Below are 19290 nucleotides of genomic sequence, written 5' to 3' on the forward strand. Positions count from 1 at the left end.
CCGGGAGGTTGTGGGAGAGTAGGTCACCGCCGGACAATAATTTGAGGGTATGGCCCCAACCACACACCATGATGGGTGTGCTGGTTGGGGTCATACACATTTAACACCACACCAATACCTCCGACAGCCGCTATGAGTGACTAGAATCTAGCGGTTGTGTCCGTCAGAGCATGCGCAATGGCTGGTGGCCGAAGGACCGTGAGCGTGAGTACGGTGTCTTCCAGAGCGGTGACGGAATGCCTTTCGGGTGGTACTGGTAGCAGCTGCCCCATAATAATGTTCCAAGAACGTCCATTGCCGTTCACTGTGATTTTTCCCTGCAGCACGTGGATGAAGGCCTCCGGGGGACTCTCGTGATCGCTCAATTCAGCATCCTGGAGCAATGCCACCATTGTCTGCCGTAGTCCGTCGCCGTGGAAGATGGTGCTCCCTGCGCGGCGAGCCGTTGCAGTTCGTGCATTATCCATCAGCTTCTGTTGCTCCAGATCGAAATCGACGAGTTGTAATTCTTCAGGGGGATGTGACACCAGATCAGTCCCTTCATTTGTGTGCGACGCTAACGTGACCCTATGTGTTTCAAGCCACTGTACCGGAGATGCCTATCGGCATGGTATGGGTAGCTATTCGTCGTACACGTGACCTAGGTGCCTGATGATTTCTTCAAGCAGCTCCGGGCCTGCGGGGAGTTTTATGCGCAAATGACTCTGTCCGCCTTACCAGTTTTAGTTCCATTTGTTCATGTGGTGTCCGGTCTGGTGTCGCGGCCATTGAGCCTATGGGAGAAGAAGTTCCACCTCATCGATTGGGGTCTCCAAGAGCAGCCAGAACCGATCCCCAGGATTGCCTGATTGCGAGTCACCCAAGCCTCGCCCTCTCCATGCTGGGTCGTGATAATCCCGAACGCCGTGCAGGCAATCCTGACTGAGTATGTCGGGTATACCCCGGGTGTGGAGTTGAGTTTAGACGGTGGAACTATGACAGAACATTCAGTATTTGAAAACCCATTTGTAGGTCGTCAGTTATTTGGTCCCGGTCCGTGCAATCCATATCCGGAAGCGCAACTTGCCTTGGGACTTCCGTTACTGGGACACCTTGAACCGGCTTTTATCTCCGCGATGGATGCAACAAGCGAAATGCTGCGTCAGGTTTGGGGTACTCAAAATCACCGCACCCTGCCGCTGTCTGCCACCGGATCTGCCGGGATGGAAGCTGCCTTCGTCAATACAGTGCGCCCAGGAGATGTCGTCGTCGTTGCTGTCAACGGGCGCTTTGGTGAACGTATGGCTGAAGTTGCCTCTCGTCACGGTGCAGAAGTCGTCACCGTGGAGCATGAGTACGGGACTCCTGTGGATGTCGAACGGGTCATCACCGCCCATCCGAATCCCCAAATGATTGCTGCTGTTCATGCAGAAACGTCCACTGGCGTGGTGTCAGATATCAAGGCATTGGGCGAGAATAAGGGTGAGGCCTTATTGCTGGCCGACTGCGTGACCTCGATCGGTGGTATGGAGATCAAGCTCGACGACTGGGGTGTCGACCTTGCGCATGCTGGTTCTCAGAAGTGCCTTGGGGTGGCCCCCGGTCTCGCGCCTTTCACCATTTCCGATCGAGCATTCGCGAACGCCGCGTGGAACGGCCGGCGAACTGGTATTTGGATCTGAACCTGCTCGGTGGCTATGCTTCGGGCGAGCCCGGAGGTCAACGCACGTACCACCATACCGTTCTAACCGGCATGATCATTTCGTTGAAAGCTGGTCTGGAGCGGATCTTTGCAGAGGGTCTCGATAACGTATACGCACGCCATGCTGCTGCTGGTCGGGCACTGCAAGATGGCTTAGAAGAAATGGGTCTGACCCTCTTTGCTTAATGAGGTGCACGGCTAGCGCAGTTGACGACTGTCGAGGTCCCTGAAGGCGTCGACTCAGCAGCTGTTCGGAACTACTTGATGTCCAAATATGGTTTGGGGATCGGTGCTGGCACCGGGGCATATGCTGTAAAGATTTGGCGCATTGGCATGATGGGTCCCAACGCAACTGAAGCCAATGCGCATTTGATTTTGGCCGCGCTGAAGGACGCGCTCGACGACGTATAAGTGCGTCGAACTTGGTATGCAAACGCGTGGAACCGGTGATTCGGTTCCACGCGTTACTTCCTGTTGTCGATGCTGTTGTTAGAAGTCGATATCGTCTGGTGTCTTGGAGGCTGGCTCAGTAGCGGTCCCGTTGCGTTTTGCAACGTCAGCTACAGCATCAGCAACCGCGCCAGAGACTTTGTCGTTGAATACCGAGGGGATGACATAGCTTGGGTTGAGCTCGTCTTCGGTGATCGTTTCAGCGATCGCATCTGCTGCTGCTACGAGCATGTCTTCGGTAATATCCGCTGCCCCAGCGTCCAACAGGCCACGGAAGAAGCCAGGGAATGCAAGGACGTTGTTGATCTGGTTGGGGAAATCAGAGCGCCCGGTTGCTACCACAGCTGCGTGTTTCGAAGCATCTGTTGGCAAAATTTCCGGGTCCGGGTTGGCCATGGCAAAGACTACGGCGTCTGTGTTCATGGAGGCCACGTCGGATTCGTCCAACAGATTCGGAGCTGACACACCGATGAAGACATCGGCGTTTACTAGGGCTTCCTTCAGTGAACCAGAGAATCCAGCAGTGTTAGTGTTATCGGCCAACCACTGACGGTGTTCATCACGCTGCGTGGTATTTGGCTCCAGTACCCCGTCACGTCCTGCTGCAAGAATGTGTTTGGCTCCTGAAGCCTTCAACAGGCGAATGATCGCATGGCCTGCAGCGCCTACGCCTGAAAGTACAATTCGTACATCCTCGAGCTTTTTTCCAACCACTTTTAGCGCGTTATTCAGCGCTGCTTGGGTCACGATGGCAGTACCGTGCTGGTCGTCGTGAAATACCGGGATGTCAAGTTCTTCACGAAGGCGTGCTTCAATCTCGAAGCACCGAGGAGCAGAGATGTCTTCTAAATTGATGCCACCGTATGCCGGAGCAATTGCCTTGACAACCTGGATAATTTCTTCGGTGTCATTGGTATCTAGTGCTACAGGCCATGCATCGACATCAGCGAACTGTTTGAACAGGACTGCTTTGCCTTCCATGACCGGCATCGAAGCCTCGGGGCCGATATCGCCGAGACCAAGTACAGCGCTGCCGTCCGTTACGACGGCAATCGTATTGCGCTTTATGGTCAGCTCACGCGCACGGCTGTTGTCTTTGGCAATCGCCGTGCATACACGGGCCACACCCGGGGTATATGCGCGTGACAAGTCATCACGGTTCCGTACGTTGACCTTCGAGATCGTCTGAAGTTTGCCACCCTGGTGCATATGAAACGTGCGGTCAGAAAGGCTGAGCACTTCAAAACCATCGACTGCTTCGATGGCGTCCTTGACCTGTCGGCTATGCTCTTTGCCTCGGGTGTTACAAGCCAAATTGATAATATTGCTTTCGTGGCTGGCATCAACAATATCCAGCGCTGTAATCGCTGCACCTGCTTCAGCCACGACTGCGGTGAGATCGCTGGTTGCGGTGAACGTAGCGGGGGCCTGTACTTTGACAATGATCGAATAGCCGGGACTAGGTGTTGCCATGTTTGATTGAACTCCTTGGCAAATATGAACAGAGCCATAGACCATGGCACTGTTTCGTGGTGTTTATACGAGCGGCTCGTGTGCACTACCTGGCGATCATGGGTAAATGACCACAGCACATGCAGCGGCACTGGCCTGGTAAGGCTCAAAGGCCACATGATTTGAAGTTGTCAGAATACCATGCTGGTGATCTCGTACTCGGAGAGTTTTGTCGTATTGAGCAGCAATTGTGGCTATTTTGCACAAACGCTAGATATTGCAACGTGACATACGTTACAGTAGTACCTTATCGATGTTTCGACGATGCAGCATCGACATCGTCTCTCGAGAAGAATATCGCAGCCCCATGTTGGTATTCCAGGCGGGTGACAGGTGGCGGTCATCGCGATTTACTCGCGATGCTGCAGAAGAGTTTTCGGCGCACAACTCACCGAAGTCTCTTGTTCAGCTTGCCGGTCACCGGCAAGTTCCCACAGACCAACCATCCCTGACGCACACTGATGTGCCTGAGGTCTTTGAGGAGATTTTCATGACTTCTGTTTCGTATGTTTCGACTGGCTCTTCCGATGTCGCCACGTATCAGCCACATATCCTCGCGGATTTTCCCGTGGGAGGGTCCGACCCGGATTTTAGCGCGGCTGACTCAAAACGTCCCAAAATTTGTGGGCTGCCCGTCGTTGGGAAAATGCTGCCGCAGTGTAAGTAGGTTCCCGACTTGCTCGGTGAGCGGACGGGGTCAAGATCTCGCGATAGCGATGTTGAACGGTTGTAGGATAGAGACAAAATAGTTATCTGCCTGCGTACTGTTTTCCAGGCACGACATTGACCCAAGGACACATTCGCTTTGACCGATTCCAATATAAACCAACCGAAGAATCGCCACGATTCATCCCGCTCGGATCGCCGAAGTGGACTGAGCGGGCGGTCCCAGCGAGGATACGGCCGCGGTGAGAAGGGCGGTGGTCAGCGTGGTGGAAATCGCGGTGATCAGCGTGGCCGTGGGGGCCAAGGTGGTCGCGGTCAGGGGTCTTACCGTGATCGTGACGAACAGCGTCGTCATGATGATTTGGAAGGCAAGACTCCTCAACGCAATCCCGCTGACCTGCGTTCCTCGAATCGTCCTGACAGGGGTAGGTCGCCCAATATTGACGACGACGTCACTGGCCGAGAACTTGATAAGAGCGTCCAACGCGAATTGGGCGCACTTGATGAGCAAAACCGTCCTTGGGTCCAAAAACACCTGGTGATGGCACATCGTTTAATGGACGAGGACCCCGAGCTCGCTTTTGACCACGCGCTCGCAGCTTCCCGCCGTGGTGGGCGACTTGGGGTCGTCCGCGAGGCGGCCGGTATGACCGCCTACGCGGCTGGCAAATTTTCCGAGGCGTTGCGAGAGTTTCGCACCTATCGGCGTATATCGGGTGATCACGCCCATCTGCCAGAAATGGTGGACTCTGAACGTGCCCTCGGACGCCGCGAGAAAGCGCTCCAACTCGTTGATGAGGCACAACTCGATAAACTGCCTGTGACTTCACGAGTTGAACTGGCCATCGTCGTGTCAGGTATTCATCTAGACAGTGACGACCCGAAAGCAGCAGTGCGGGCTCTGGAAATTCCTGAGCTCAATCCCCGCCGCGGCTTCCCGTACTCTCCGAGATTATTTGGTGCGTACGCCGAAGCGCTGGCTGCGGCCGGGCGTCAAGAAGAAGCCCGGAAGTGGTCCAACCTTGCGGCTCGTGCCGAGCGAGCTCTGGGCCTGGCAGTCGAACCAGAACCCGAAATTTTGGACCTGGTGGATGACGAAGAAGAGCAGCCCGCGGCATCAACTCGTGCCCGAGATGTCATAGCACCGACAGAAGCTCCCGCTCAGACGCCGCAGAAGGGTGGCGACGAGTAGTCCGTGGCCACATTTTTTGCAGGATACGATGGTGTTTTATGCGATCTCGATGGGGTCGTCTATGCGGGACCACACACTATCGACACCGCGGTTCTCACGCTTAACACTCTCATAGACCAGGGTGTGCCGGTTGCATTCGTAACCAATAACGCCTCGAAATCTGCAACCGAAGTCGCTGATCTTCTACGAGCGATGGGAATCGCAACGAATCCAGAGCACATCATGACCTCGGCACAAGCGGTTGTGGAACTTCTGCTCGTAAAGTACGAGCCCCAGGCCGGGCCCGTGCTGGTGACCGGGTCAGAACAACTCGCCGTGCAAATCCAAGCGGCTGGATTCTCGATCACCGTCACCGCAGCCGATAGCCCCCAGGTCGTGGTGCAAGGGTTCAACCCACAACTTGGATGGTATGACTTGGCACAGGCCAGTTTCGCTATTGAACAAGGTGCCGGATGGCTGGCTTCGAACCTTGATCTCACGATTCCGCTGAGCGAAGGGATCGCGCCCGGCAATGGTTCTTTGGTGAACGCTGTGGCACAGGCAACCGGGACCCGCCCAGAAGTTGCTGCGGGCAAACCCGCACCGGTGATGTTCACCACGATGGCGCAGAAGTTTTCCATGACTCATCCGCTGGTGGTGGGGGATCGGTTGGACACCGATATTTTGGGTGCAGCCAATGCCGGTTTCGATGGTGCTTTGGTGGAAACCGGTATTCATCGTAGTGCAGATACCGAAGCATTCCGTGAGCTCGTCACCCCGGACTGGGTGTTGCCGAACCTCGGTGCACTGCTCCGCGAACCGTTGGACGCCTATCGAGGTCGCGATGACTGACCATACCAACTTGACTGGCGATATCCTCGCGAAACTTGACGGGGTCGATCAGCTGCGCCCTGCCGATGAGCTGGCAGCATATGAACAGGTCCTGACCGAACTCACCGAACTGCTCAATGCCCCAGAAACACAAGGTCCAGGAGCTGGCTGATATGAAACGCTTGGACCAAGTGCTTGTGGCACGTCAACTGGCCGCCTCACGCACCGCCGCCGCACGGCATATTCAAGCCGGTGAAGTGCTCGTCGACGGGCAGCAGATCACCAAGCCGTCCACGAAGGTCGCAGCCGATGCCGTCGTACGGTTGACTATTGCAGGCCCCCAGTATGCTTCCCGTGCCGGACACAAGCTCGCCGGGGCACTCGAGACGTTCGGGATGGTCGATGTGACGGATAAGCGGTGCTTGGATGCAGGTGCCTCAACCGGTGGGTTCACAGACGTGTTGCTGCAGCGTGGCGCCAAAGAAGTCGTGGCCGTGGATGTTGGACACAACCAAATCATCCAGCGACTCCGTGTCGACCCTCGGATTGCTGTGCACGAAGGAATCAACGTTCGATACCTGCAGCGAGCCGATATCGGTGCACCGGTGGACGTGGTCGTCTCAGATCTGTCCTTTATCTCGTTGAAACTGGTGTTAGATGCTCTCGTCGGTGTCTGTCGGCCGGGCGCGCAATTGCTGTTGATGATCAAGCCACAATTTGAGACCGGCCGTGAACGACTTCCTAAAACCGGAGTCGTCAGTGACCCTCAACAGCGACGCGAGGCCGTCACCGGAGTCATCGAAGCAGCCCTTGACTTCGGCTTGTCCCCCCGGGGGGTTGCTACCAGCCCACTCGCGGGACAGGACGGTAACAAGGAGTTCTTCTTCTGGGCAACACACGGTAGTGCCAGAGCACACCTCCATGACACCATCGACGCCGCCCAATGGTTGGCTACCCAAAACGTCGATTGGGCAGATTGACTACCAACAGGTTGTCCACAGCGGGCCTGGCGGGATAAAAAAAATCGCAGAGACCGACTAGATTGGTGTGTTAGGCAGACGTACAAGCAAAGGAGATCCATGAGCCGACGAATCTTGATTTTGGCTCACACAGGACGTCAAGAGGCCATGCAATCAGCACTGCAGGCCATTGAATTGCTGCGTGAAGCCGGTTTGACTCCGGTCATGATGCCGCACGATGCGACCGTTGTGCACGAGGCAATTCACAATGGGGTCCTGTCGGCAGATGGACTGACCGTTGAGAGTCTCAACACCGAATCGACCCTGCATGACGTTGAGTTGGGCATGGTGTTAGGTGGTGACGGATCTGTGTTGCGGGCCGCAGAGATGGTCCGCGAATCAGATCTGCCGTTGATGGCGGTCAATTTGGGGCATGTGGGGTTTTTAGCTGAAGCAGAACAGGCCGACTTGGACCGTGCCGTCGCTGCCGTCGTCAACAGGGACTATCTTGTTGAAGAACGCATGGCCATTGATGTCAAAGTCTTGGTCGGGACACACCTGGTTGCCCATACGTGGGCGCTCAATGAAGCGTCGGTGGAAAAATCGAACCGTGAGCGCATGCTAGAAGTCGTGGTGGGCGTTGACGACCGGCCCATCTCTTCATTCGGTTGCGACGGTGTGGTCATGGCGACGCCTACTGGTTCGACCGCCTACGCGTTCTCCGGTGGCGGCCCCATTGTGTGGCCCGAAGTGCAAGCCATGTTGATGGTGCCGCTGTCAGCACATGCCCTCTTTGCACGGCCGCTGGTGGTATCACCGGAATCCGTGATTTCGGTGGATGTCCTGCAACGCACGAATGAATCTGGCGTGTTGTGGTGCGATGGACGACGGACCGTGGACCTGCCCGCAGGTGCGCGCATCGAAGTGACCCGATCGACCAGTCCGGTTAAACTGGCGCGTGTTTCAATGACGCCATTTTCCGAGCGTCTCGTGCGCAAGTTTGATTTGCCGACTGAAGGCTGGCGCGGCACGATCACTGAATCGGACCGTGCAGCAATCGAAGCTCGTGAACGCACACGCCGCGACCAAGATAATTGGCATCAAACGCTGGCAAATTCCCAGGGTATCCGCATCGTCGAACCCCACCACATGGCACCGCGGCCAGAGGTGGTGCCCCCGGTGACAACACCGATCCCTGTGGTGACGAAAGCCGACGAAGAAGAGATTGTGCAAGTTCGTAGGCCTGCAGCGGATGAACACGACCGTGAGAAGGAACCGAGGGACGACTAAATGTTAGAACACCTGTCGATCAACTCCTTGGGCGTGATAGAAGAAACCACCGTCGAACTCGACCCCGGTTTCACCGTCGTGACCGGTGAGACCGGTGCAGGCAAAACAATGGTTGTCACCGCACTGAACTTATTGCTTGGAGCACGAGCAGATGCCGGCGCGATTCGTGCAGGCGATACAAAGGCCACCGTTGAAGCAGGCTTTCTGTTGCCACCGGGCCATGCATCTGTCGTCGCCGCGGAGGATGCCGGGGCAGTGGTCGATGAGGATGCCGACGCGCAACACTTGGTCGTGAGCCGCTCGATCACGGCTTCTGGCTCAGGCACGCGCTCGCGGGCCACGGCCGGTGGTCGGGGAGTACCAGTGGCATTGCTGTCAGAAATCGGTGAACACGCAGTAGCGATTCACGGCCAATCGGAGCAACTGCGACTCAAATCCACCACCGCGCAGCGTCGTACACTTGATGCATTCGGTGGGACCCCCCTGGCCAAGAGCCTCAAGCAGTACCGCGACACATATGCCAAGTTGCAAGACGTCTCAAAGCAGCTCCAGGAGCTCGTCACGCAAGCTCAAGAGCGAGCGTTAGAAGCAGAAAATCTGCAGCGTAGCCTCGAAGAAATCGACGATGCGAACATCGTCGAGCACGAAGATGAAGACATTCAGGCGCAGATCAAACGGTTGGAATCCGCTGAAGAGTTCCGTACTGCTGCGCGTCTGTCCACGACCGCGCTTTCTGGAGACGACAACGACTTAGATGCCCCAAGCGCTGAATCGCTCGTGGAAGCAGCTCGGCAGGTCATCGCTCAGACACCGGGTGAGCTCGAAGAACTCAACGACATTAAGACCCGCCTGGATTCCGTGGGCATCGAAATAGCGGACATCACCGCCGAAATTTCACGCTTCACGGCAAGTCTTGAAGAAGATGGCCCCATGGCGTTGAACCAGGCCCAATCCCGGCTCGCCGAGCTGAATCGGTTAAAGAAACTCTACGGCCCAGATCTGACCGATGTTGTCAGCTGGGCAGAAGAACAGCGGCCGCGTCTCGATGAGCTACACGGGGACACCGACCGCATCGGATATCTCACCGAACAAGAGCAAGAGCTCACGGAGCGGCTCAAGCAACAGGGCGCAGAGTTGACTGCGTTGCGTCAAAAAGCAGGGGGCACGCTGGGTGAGCAAGTGACCAAAGAACTCCACGGCCTGCTGATGCCCACCGCGCAGTTCTCCGTCGCTGTCCTCCCGGCTGAAACAGCTGGGCCACATGGATTCGACGAGATTGCTTTGCTGTTGCAACCCCACCCCGGTTCAGATCCGCGTCCGCTTGGTAAAGGCGCTTCCGGTGGCGAGCTGTCACGCATCATGTTGGCCCTAGAAGTTGTGCTCGCGGACACCGATCCGGTACCAACGTTTATTTTCGACGAGATCGATGCGGGTGTGGGTGGCGAAGCCGCCGTCCAGATCGGGAAACGACTCGCCCGATTGGCCCAGCGTGTCCAAGTCATCGTCGTCACCCACTTGCCACAGGTTGCCGCCTATGCCAATAAACACCTGAGGGTCAATAAGGCTCCGGACGTCGAAGCGGGCTTTACCACTTCAGATGTGACCGAGTTGACCGGCGACGAGCTCGTTTCGGAACTCGCGCGCATGCTGGCAGGACACGCAGACTCAGCCTCGGCACGTGAACACGCACGCGAACTGTTGGAGACCTCGCAGTCATGACACAAAAACGCATCATGGACACCGACCGTAGGGTAGTCATCCAGGATCAGGAGACGGCATTTGCCGGCGCGATTTGGGATATTCAACGAGACACCTTCACTATCGACGACGCCGATACTCCCATGACCAGAGAGTACATTGAGCATCCCGGAGCGGTGGCCATCGTGGCGATTGACGAGCACGACCGCCTCGCCATGATCAACCAATACCGGCATCCGGTACGACAAGATTGCTGGGAGATCCCTGCCGGGCTAATGGATGTCGAGGGCGAGAGCCTGCTGCGCACTGCACAACGTGAACTGACCGAGGAAGCCGACGTGACCGCACACGACTGGTCCGTCCTCATTGATCACTACCCATCCGCAGGTTCTTCGGCCGAAGCCATCCGAATCTTTCTCGCCCAGGATATTGAATCGGTACCCCAAGCAGACCGTCACACCCGCGACGACGAAGAGGCCCACCTGATGATCCGGTGGGTTCCACTTGATGAAGCGTTCGAAGCGGTCATGTCTGGGGCCGTCAAAAACGTCAACGCCGTCGTCGGCATCATGGCAACACACCTGGTGCGAACAACTGGGCGAAACACCAGACCCTTCGACGCCGCCTTCTCAAACCAATCATGAGCTCCCACGACCTCCGAATTCCTGAGCAACTCAGCGTCCAGGTGCAAGCGTATCTCAACCATTTGATGATCGAACGCGGTCTCTCAGATAACACCATGGACGCATATAGGCGTGATCTCAAACGCTATCTGCTGTACCTGACCCAAGAAAACGTCACCGGCGTCGAGACCATTAGCGTCCACCACGTCAGTGGATTTCTTCAGGCGCTCAGTTCAGGCAGCCACCACATGGGACAACTCGCGGTCTCATCGGTCAACCGCGTGCTCGTAGCAGCCCGAGGGTGGCACCGGTTCATGTTTCTAGAAAACATCACCCCCACAAACCCCGCAGCAGACATCGCACCCCCGAAAACCGGACAGCACCTACCCGATGGACTCACGATCGACCAAGTAGAGCGACTACTCGATACCCCATCGCCAGAGACAGCCTCAGGGCTACGCGATCGTGCGCTCATGGAGTTGTTATATGCCGCCGGTGCTCGCATCACCGAAGCCATAGCGCTTGACGTCGACGACCTCATCACCATCGACGAGATAGATGAAACCATCGTGGTGCGTCTCTTCGGGAAGGGCTCCAAAGAGCGGATCGTGCCACTGGGTTCTTACGCGGTCGACGCCATCAACGCCTACCTGATTCGAGGCAGGCCACAGCTCGCAGCCGGAGGAAAAGGTTCAGCCGCCCTGTTCCTGAACCGTTTCGGAGGACGAATTACACGCCAAACCGGGTGGAACGTCATCAAACAGGCGGCAAGAGATGCTGAGATCACCGATGACATCTCCCCACACACCCTGAGACATTCCTTTGCCACACACTTGTTACAAGGCGGGGCCGACGTCAGAGTTGTGCAAGAATTGCTGGGCCACGCCTCGGTGACGACTACGCAGATCTACACGCACGTCACCGCAGATACCCTTCGCGAAGTTTTTGCCTACGCGCATCCTCGCGCCGCACGGTAACGTGACCTTCATCTTTGACTTTAAACTTTAAGGCTCGCCGAGAAAATACTCCATTTGACGCGGCATTCGACACACGCACAATACAGTAGAGTCAGAACCGAGTTAACGTTTATTTTCTAACCCATAAGAGGATTGCGCACACAACTTTCGTAGCGGTCAGGAGTTTCAAACATCGTGAATGACGCCAGCCAACAACCACGCCCCGTGATGATGATTACCGGTGATCCGGTGATCGGACCAACCGGACGGCCAAAACATGAATTCCCCGTACCCGAAGCATTGGACTCTCACGGGCCCGCTCGCGTCATTGCATTGGTCAACCAAAAGGGTGGCGTCGGCAAAACAACCTCCTCGGTGAACCTTGGTGCTGCGCTCGCAGACTACGGGCGCAAAGTCTTGATGGTGGACTTCGACCCCCAGGGCGCATTGTCTGCTGGTTTCGGGACGAACCCACACGAGATGGACCTCACGGTGTACAACGTACTCATGGAGCGTGACGTCCACGTCACTGAGGCCATCATGAAGACCGAAGACGCCAATGTCGACTTACTGCCCGCCAATATTGATCTCTCGGCCGCGGAAGTTCAATTGGTCAACGAAGTTGCACGTGAACAGGTGCTGGCCCGTGCGCTGCGACCAGTAATGAACGATTACGACGTCATCATTATCGATTGCCAGCCCTCCCTAGGTCTTCTGACCGTGAATGCTCTGGCAGCATCGCATGGGGTCATCATCCCGCTGACCGCTGAGTTCTTTGCCCTACGCGCCGTGGCTCTGCTGGTTGAGACCATTGAAAAAGTCCAAGATCGTATTAACCCTGACCTGGTGGTGGACGGTGTCCTGGCCACCATGGTGGATGCACGGACCTTGCATTCTAAAGAAGTGATCGGTCGTCTCGTCGAAGCCTTTGACGACAAAGTCTTTGAAACGGTCATTAACCGATCCATCAAGTTCGCCGATGCCACGGTGGCTGCGGAACCGATTACAGCGTTTGCGCCGAACCACGCCGGCGCTAAAAACTACCGCCAACTGGCCCGTGAGCTCATCAGCCGCGGGGGAGCGCCGTGAGCCACACAGCAATTCCAACGTTCGAGGAGGAACACTCCGAAGAACACGTTGGTTTTGAACTCGCGCTCACGAACTTCTCCGGGCCATTCGACCTGCTGCTGTCGTTGATCGCTCGACGTCGAATGGACGTCACAGAGGTCGCTTTGGCAGAGGTCACGGACGAGTTCCTGGCCTACGTGGCAACTCTGGACACCACTGAAGCAGTCTTAGAGCACTCCACATCCTTCATGGTGGTTGCGGCAACGCTGTTAGAGCTGAAAACCGCGCGTTTGCTGCCCGCCGGCATCAGCGATGCGCACGAAGAAATGGCACTGTTGGAAGAGCGCGACCTACTCTTCGCGCGCTTATTACAATACCGGGCGTTCAAACATGCGGCCGACCTGATCAGAGAACGTATCGCCGCCCAAACCGCTATGGTACCGCGCCAAGCAGGGCCCGAACCACAGCACGCAAACCTGCTGCCGGAGCTCATTTTTGATCTCTCAGCACATGATTTTGCTGAGTTAGCCCAGGATGTATTCGCAAAATTCACCGAAGAACCTGACGAAGTCGGAACTCAGCACCTCCATGCCCCGGTCGTGTCCGTGACCGAGCAGGTTGCCATCTTGACGCGTCGTATCCAAGAAGCCGGCACGCTGACTTTCAGTCACCTCGTGTCCGATGCCTCGAACACCATGGTCGTAGTAGTTCGGTTGTTAGCATTGCTGACCATGTATCGCGATCGACTCATCGATTGGCACCAGGACGCGCCATTGGCTGAAATTACGGTGTATTGGCAAGAGGTAGTATGACCCAACAGCGCTATCAGTCAGCATTATTTGCACAGCTGGAAGCCATCCTCATGGTTTCGGATGAACCAATCACACTCGAGCAATTGGTGAAAGCCACTGATGCACCGCACGACGACATCGCGGCCACCCTGCATGCGATTCAGCGGGATTATGATGGCGAGCATGGCGGTATAACCCGCGGATTTCAATTGCGTCACGTGGCCGGCGGATGGCGTCTGTACACTCGGGCTGAGCATGTCGATGTGATCGCAGCATTCATGATTCAAGGGGCCACTCAGAAACTGAGCCAAGCAGGTTTAGAAGCCTTGGCTGTCATCGCGTACCTGCAGCCCGCGACGCGTTCTCGAGTCGCTCAGATACGGGGCGTCAATTCAGATTCTGTTGTGCGCACGTTGCTGACCAGAGGGCTCATAGCTGAAGATGGCGTCGAAGAACTCACGGGTGCCGTACGCTATACAACGACAGATTATTTTTTAGAACTTCTTGGACTAAACTCAGTAGAAGAGTTACCAAAAATTTCCCCGCTCCTACCGGGGGTCGACGAAGCCAGTGAACTGGCAGAAAGTCAGGAACAGTAATGACTTCCCGCAAGCCGAGAGGCTCCGGACGCCGCAACCGCACACCAAAAACAGGTCGTCGCGGTGGCCCATTCTCCGGTGCTGATTATGATCGTAATTTAGGTCCAATTGATCGCAGTCAATACCGTCGAAAAGGAAAAGGCCAAGGCAAAACATCTCGTCAGCACGTCCCTGAAGGGGAACGGCTGCAAAAAGTCATTGCGTCGGCAGGTATAGCCTCACGCCGTGTGGCAGAAGACCTCATCGAGGAAGGCCGGGTCGAAGTCAACGAGGAAATCGTGACTGCTCTTGGCACGCGTGTCGACCCGGACACTGACGTGATCTTCGTTGACGGTATCCGAGTCAACACCAAGCCTGAAGCGGTCTACTACGCTTTCAACAAACCCCGCGGTGTGATCTCCACCATGTCAGACCCTAAAGGTCGACCGTCGATTTCCGACTACGTAGACACCACGGACACCCGGCTCTTTCACATCGGACGACTCGATAACGAAACAGAAGGTCTCCTCCTCTTGACGAACGATGGCGATCTAGCCAACCGCCTATCCCACCCGAGCTTTGAAGTACCGAAAACGTACTTGGTACAGGTCCAAGGCCCCATGCGGCGCGGCGTTGGCGAGGAACTGCGTGCCGGTATTGAGCTTGAAGAAGACGGCTTGGTCTCGGTGGATTCTTTTCGAGTCGTTGACTCCACTCCTGGCAAACTACTGTGCGAGGTCGTGATACACACCGGCCAAAACCGAGTGGTTCGACGACTCATGAAGGCGGTCGGTTACCCGGTGCATCGTCTCGTGCGTATAGCCCACGGCCCCATTACGCTTGGCAACCAGCGCCAGGGCTCAATCCGTCAGTTGAACTCCCAGGAAGTTGGCCATCTCATGGCAACGGTGGGACTATGACGACACCTCGGTTCTCACGTACCGAAATTGTTGATACCGCATCGCTCGCGGCAGCTACCGAAACCGTCTCGAAAGACCACTCCATTCATCAACCGGCGCTCATCGTCGGGACCGGGCTGTTAGGAACCTCCATCGGTCTCGGGCTCCGGGCCGCTGGGATCGACGTGCTCCTGACCGACCCCTCACCGTCGGCCCAGGCCGTTGCCGAAGATATCGGTGCCGGACTCGGCTTGCGCGCGGGAGATGAACCGGGCACCGTCGTGGTCGCGGCGCCACCAGACGTTACCGGTGCTGAAATCATCAAGGCGTTGCTGCGTTGGCCTCAGGCCGTAGTACTCGATATCGCTTCGGTGAAAGTCTCCATCGCAACCGAAATACAGCGAGCCGTCGACCACGGGCAACTCAGCGCCGACGATGCCTTGCGCTATATCGGCACGCACCCGATGTCTGGTCGGGAACGTTCCGGACCCGTCGCCGCCCGAGGGGAATTGTTCACTGCAGCGCCCTGGGTACTCTGCCCCGCTGACTCGACGCCGCAGTGTGTTGTCGATACGGCCTCTGATGTGGCGCGGCTACTCGGTGCAACGATCTATCAGATGAGCGCTGCCGAGCACGATGCTGCCGTGGCACAAATTAGCCACCTGCCACAAATCGCGGCTTCCCTGTTGGCGTCTCGTCTGCAAGATACTTCAGTTCAGGCACTGCAGCTAGCAGGCAACGGACTGCGTGACACCACGCGTATTGCTGCATCGGATGCGAGCCTCTGGGTCCAAATCCTCTCGGCAAATGCGGAGAAAATTTTACCTGAATTGCACGGTATGAAAGCTGATTTGGATCGGCTGATCAATACTCTCCAAGCACCCTACGAGTCGGGTTCGAGATTGGATGTTGCCCAATTGATCGACGAGGGCAACCGGGGCCAAGCACGCATTCCAGGAAAACATGGAGGACCAGCACAAGCCTTTGCTCTGGTCACGGTCCTCGTTGACGATACGCCCGGCGCCATCGTGGCCGCGTTGCAAGCCGTAGCCGATGCCGGGGTCAACGTGGAAGACTTAGGGATGGAACACTCCTCCGGTTACCAGGTTGGTATGTTGGAGATTTCAGTGGTCCCTGGCCACAAACAGCACCTGGTCGACTCGTTGACCGATCTTGGATGGAAGGTACTCTAATGTCGTCACAACCTCGTCTGGTCATCGCCATCGATGGGCCATCAGGCACTGGAAAATCCACGATCGCACGCTGGATCGCTCAAGAACTCGGTCTCAGTTACCTGGACACCGGGGCCAACTATCGTGCCGCCACATTGTGGTGCATGAAAAATGGACTCGATTTTGACAATCCAGACGCGGTGGACACCCAGCAAATCACTGAACTGATTCGGACAATGCCACTTGCACAGGATCTGAACCCGAACAACTTCACGCTCGCGTTAGACGGTGAAGACATCACCGAGGCCATTCGCTCTGATGAAGTGACAGCTCACGTTTCGGTGCTTTCGACCCGCGCCCAGGTGCGCGAGCATCTGGTCCAGTTACAACGCCAAGCCATCGACGCCCGCCCTCGCATTGTGGTTGAAGGTCGCGACATCACTACCGTAGTCGCGCCCGACGCCGATGCACGGATACTGTTGACTGCATCTCCTGAAGTTCGGATGGCCCGGCGAGGCCAACAGCTTCGCGAAACTGATCAAAACCCATCCAACGTTCAAAACGATGTCATTGGTCGCGACCAGAAAGACTCCGCTCTGGTTGATTTCATGTCCCCGGCAGATGGCGTCGCTGAGATAGACTCCACAGAACTTTCCCTTGAAGACACCGTGACCGTCGTCCTTGCTGAAATTCAACGCCAGCAACACGCCAATGGTTCCTAAGAAAGCATTATGACTGAAGAAGAATACATCCCGTCCAGTACAGACACGGTCGATGACGACCTGGCACACATGACCGATGAAGACCACAACGCTCGCACCGAAGCGTACCTTGCTGGGCTGCAACAGTACGACCTTGAAGAAGACGACCACCAGATCTTAGCCGGCTTCGAAGACGAAGAAGCTGTCGAAGAAGTCAGCTTCGTGCCACCCGTCGTGGCAATCGTCGGTCGCCCAAATGTTGGGAAATCCACACTCGTCAATCGTATTATCGGTCGACGCCAAGCAGTTGTCGAAGACGTCTCAGGGGTGACCCGAGACCGCGTGTTCTACGACGCGGAATGGAACGGTAAGCCCTTCACCGTCGCGGATACCGGTGGTTGGGAATACGGCGTGAAAGGCCTAGACGCCAAAGTCGCCGACCAAGCCGAACGTGCCGTAGATGTGGCCGATGCGGTTGTGTTTGTCGTCGATGCAACCGTTGGTATTACCGCGACTGATGAAGCGATCGTCACCATGCTGCGCAAAGCCCGTAAACCCATTATTTTGGCAGCAAATAAAGTAGATGGTCAGTCTCAGGAAGCCGACGCAGCAGGGCTCTGGGGGCTTGGGTTTGGCTACCCATATCCCGTGTCTGGTTTGCACGGCCGAGGTGCAGCAGATCTACTAGATTCTCTGGTTGATGAGTTGCCAGAGGAGTCAGCCTATAAGGACGTCCTCACCGCCCAAGGGCCTCGTCGAGTAGCTATCGTGGGCCGGCCGAATGTCGGGAAGTCTTCACTGCTTAATAATCTGGCAGGTGCTAACCGTGCAGTGGTCGATGAACTCGCTGGCACGACACGTGATCCTGTCGACGAGCTCGTCGACCTTGATGGTCAGATATGGGAGTTTATTGACACGGCAGGTATACGACGTCGTCAGCATATGGCCTCAGGATCCGACTATTATGCTTCACTGCGAACCCGTGCTGCCCTGGATCGTGCAGAAGTTGCCGTCGTGCTCTTGGAAGCATCGCAACCTTTGAGCGAGCAAGATGTACGTATCATCCAAATGGTGCTCGACTCTGGACGGGCCATGGTACTTGCGTTCAATAAGTGGGACCTTCTCCATGAAGATCGCCGAGATGATCTAGAACGTGAGATTGATCTAGATTTTCAGCACGTTGCTTGGGCTCCACGCATTAATATTTCCGCTAAAACCGGTTGGCACAAAAACCGCCTCGTTCCCGCACTCGAAACCGCGCTTGACTCATGGGAAACCCGAATTCCAACGGGTCAGCTCAACTCGTTTATCGGAGAATTGGTCGCAGCGCATCCGCACCCCGTTCGTGGCGGTAAACAACCACGTATCCTTTTCGCGACGCAATCGTCGACTCGTCCGCCGAAATTTATCCTCTTTACGACCGGCTTCCTAGAACCCGGCTATCGACGCTTCATCACGAATAGACTGCGCCAATACTTTGGATTTCAGGGCAGCCCCATTGAAATTACTATGCGAGTGCGCGAACGGCGTCGTCGCTAAGAAGCACCACGGCGTCACGCATGTGCCACAGGCTATAAGCTAAACAGCGCCTTCGTCTCTGGCACTACTGTTCTACCTCCGAGGCCTTGGAGCTCCATCACAACTCCAATGCTGGCGAGCTCCGCGCCCGCCAAACGCATTAACTCGGCACCGGCCTTCAGCGTGCCACCCGTGGCGAGGATGTCGTCGATCAGTAGAACTCGCATCCCGGCTTCGAGCTCGGGTGAGACCTCCAGCGCGTCATGGCCGTATTCTTTGTCGTAGGCGAGCCGATGCGCTGGCATCGGAAGTTTTCCTTGCTTGCGGATCGGCACCATGCCTCTTCCACATACGGCAGCCGCGGCGCCGGCAAAAATAAAACCACGCGCTTCAACCCCGGCCACCACGTCGAATTCAGAGTTGGCCTGTGAGATTAATGCTTCCGCTACGGTTTGCATAGCCTGCCCATCTGCCAGCAGAGGCGTAATGTCTCGAAACTGGACACCGGGCTTCGGGTAGTCCGCAATAGTGCGAATGAGTGAGCGGGCGTACGCGATACTATCGGCATCAGACGGAAAAGTAATCATGAGTTTCAGTCTAAGAACCCTTGGCCTGACGCTCGACATTCGTGTTAGGAGTGCGTATTTAGTAACGGCTGTCTGACGATCCAGTGACGACGGTCTGACGATCGGGTAACGCCGGTATGGGTATCCAGTAGCGGTGAGA

Annotated in this window: 19 protein-coding genes and 1 pseudogene; 17 read left to right on the forward strand and 3 right to left on the reverse strand. The window is 56.3% G+C overall.

All coding sequences use genetic code 11. The features are described 5' to 3' along the window. Positions 1–140 precede the first annotated feature (140 nt). Positions 141–527, reverse strand: a complete 387-nt coding sequence (locus ACYVJT_RS14095; protein WP_343956218.1) for a cupin domain-containing protein — start codon at positions 525–527, stop codon at positions 141–143. 447 nt (positions 528–974) lie between these two features. Here ACYVJT_RS14095 and ACYVJT_RS14100 point away from each other — a divergent pair. Beyond that, a pseudogene (locus ACYVJT_RS14100) lies at positions 975–2092 on the forward strand (pyridoxal-phosphate-dependent aminotransferase family protein). Positions 2093–2170: 78 nt separating this feature from the next. Here the strand turns inward: ACYVJT_RS14100 and ACYVJT_RS14105 are convergent. Continuing rightward, positions 2171–3604, reverse strand: a complete 1434-nt coding sequence (locus tag ACYVJT_RS14105; RefSeq protein ID WP_343956217.1) for an NAD-dependent malic enzyme — start codon at positions 3602–3604, stop codon at positions 2171–2173. Between the two features lie 529 nt (positions 3605–4133). Between ACYVJT_RS14105 and ACYVJT_RS14110 the strand changes: the two genes are divergently transcribed. The 16 genes from ACYVJT_RS14110 (at position 4134) to der (ending at position 18585) form a co-directional block, all read left to right on the forward strand. Further along, on the forward strand, positions 4134–4310 hold the full coding sequence (locus tag ACYVJT_RS14110) for a hypothetical protein (RefSeq protein ID WP_343956216.1): 177 nt from the start codon (positions 4134–4136) through the stop codon (positions 4308–4310). A 138-nt stretch (positions 4311–4448) separates the two neighbouring features. Beyond that, the gene (locus ACYVJT_RS14115) at positions 4449–5501 is read left to right on the forward strand and encodes a hypothetical protein (protein WP_343956215.1); all 1053 of its coding nucleotides are present in this window, start codon (positions 4449–4451) and stop codon (positions 5499–5501) included. A 3-nt stretch (positions 5502–5504) separates the two neighbouring features. Then, positions 5505–6332 carry an HAD-IIA family hydrolase gene (locus ACYVJT_RS14120; RefSeq protein WP_343956214.1) on the forward strand — a complete coding sequence of 276 codons (828 nt, stop codon included), beginning with the start codon at positions 5505–5507 and terminating at the stop codon, positions 6330–6332. After that, positions 6325–6483: a hypothetical protein gene (locus ACYVJT_RS14125; protein WP_343956213.1), complete on the forward strand. Its 159-nt coding sequence runs from the start codon at positions 6325–6327 to the stop codon at positions 6481–6483. Before ACYVJT_RS14120 ends, ACYVJT_RS14125 begins: the two co-directional genes overlap by 8 nt. 1 nt (position 6484) lies before the next feature. Next, positions 6485–7291: a TlyA family RNA methyltransferase gene (locus tag ACYVJT_RS14130; RefSeq protein ID WP_343956212.1), complete on the forward strand. Its 807-nt coding sequence runs from the start codon at positions 6485–6487 to the stop codon at positions 7289–7291. A gap of 99 nt (positions 7292–7390) precedes the next feature. Further along, a complete protein-coding gene (locus ACYVJT_RS14135; protein ID WP_343956211.1) occupies positions 7391–8560 on the forward strand; it encodes an NAD kinase in 1170 nt (389 codons plus the stop codon). Further along, positions 8561–10279 carry a DNA repair protein RecN gene (gene recN, locus ACYVJT_RS14140; protein WP_343956210.1) on the forward strand — a complete coding sequence of 573 codons (1719 nt, stop codon included), beginning with the start codon at positions 8561–8563 and terminating at the stop codon, positions 10277–10279. Then, positions 10276–10902, forward strand: coding sequence for an NUDIX domain-containing protein (locus tag ACYVJT_RS14145; protein ID WP_343956209.1), 627 nt, complete (start codon positions 10276–10278; stop codon positions 10900–10902). The genes recN and ACYVJT_RS14145 overlap by 4 nt, the downstream gene beginning before the upstream one ends. Next, on the forward strand, positions 10899–11858 hold the full coding sequence (gene xerD, locus ACYVJT_RS14150; RefSeq protein WP_343956208.1) for a site-specific tyrosine recombinase XerD: 960 nt from the start codon (positions 10899–10901) through the stop codon (positions 11856–11858). Before ACYVJT_RS14145 ends, xerD begins: the two co-directional genes overlap by 4 nt. A 207-nt stretch (positions 11859–12065) precedes the next feature. Further along, entirely contained in the window at positions 12066–12926 is an 861-nt protein-coding gene (locus ACYVJT_RS14155; RefSeq protein ID WP_343956219.1) for a ParA family protein, read from the forward strand. Beyond that, entirely contained in the window at positions 12923–13717 is a 795-nt protein-coding gene (locus tag ACYVJT_RS14160) for a segregation and condensation protein A (RefSeq protein ID WP_343956207.1), read from the forward strand. Before ACYVJT_RS14155 ends, ACYVJT_RS14160 begins: the two co-directional genes overlap by 4 nt. Further along, positions 13714–14295, forward strand: coding sequence for an SMC-Scp complex subunit ScpB (gene scpB / locus ACYVJT_RS14165; RefSeq protein ID WP_343956206.1), 582 nt, complete (start codon positions 13714–13716; stop codon positions 14293–14295). The genes ACYVJT_RS14160 and scpB overlap by 4 nt, the downstream gene beginning before the upstream one ends. Continuing rightward, positions 14295–15194, forward strand: coding sequence for a pseudouridine synthase (locus ACYVJT_RS14170; protein ID WP_343956205.1), 900 nt, complete (start codon positions 14295–14297; stop codon positions 15192–15194). Before scpB ends, ACYVJT_RS14170 begins: the two co-directional genes overlap by 1 nt. Next, positions 15191–16366: a prephenate dehydrogenase gene (locus tag ACYVJT_RS14175; protein ID WP_343956204.1), complete on the forward strand. Its 1176-nt coding sequence runs from the start codon at positions 15191–15193 to the stop codon at positions 16364–16366. Before ACYVJT_RS14170 ends, ACYVJT_RS14175 begins: the two co-directional genes overlap by 4 nt. Further along, positions 16366–17067 (forward strand): (d)CMP kinase, encoded by a 702-nt coding sequence (gene cmk, locus ACYVJT_RS14180; protein WP_343956203.1) that lies wholly within the window; start codon positions 16366–16368, stop codon positions 17065–17067. The genes ACYVJT_RS14175 and cmk overlap by 1 nt, the downstream gene beginning before the upstream one ends. A 9-nt stretch (positions 17068–17076) precedes the next feature. Then, positions 17077–18585 carry a ribosome biogenesis GTPase Der gene (gene der, locus ACYVJT_RS14185; RefSeq protein WP_343956202.1) on the forward strand — a complete coding sequence of 503 codons (1509 nt, stop codon included), beginning with the start codon at positions 17077–17079 and terminating at the stop codon, positions 18583–18585. 32 nt (positions 18586–18617) lie between these two features. Here der and ACYVJT_RS14190 read toward each other — a convergent pair whose 3' ends face one another. Next, entirely contained in the window at positions 18618–19151 is a 534-nt protein-coding gene (locus ACYVJT_RS14190; RefSeq protein ID WP_343956201.1) for an adenine phosphoribosyltransferase, read from the reverse strand. Positions 19152–19290: the final 139 nt, after the last annotated feature.

This window comes from Yaniella soli, assembly GCF_054782375.1.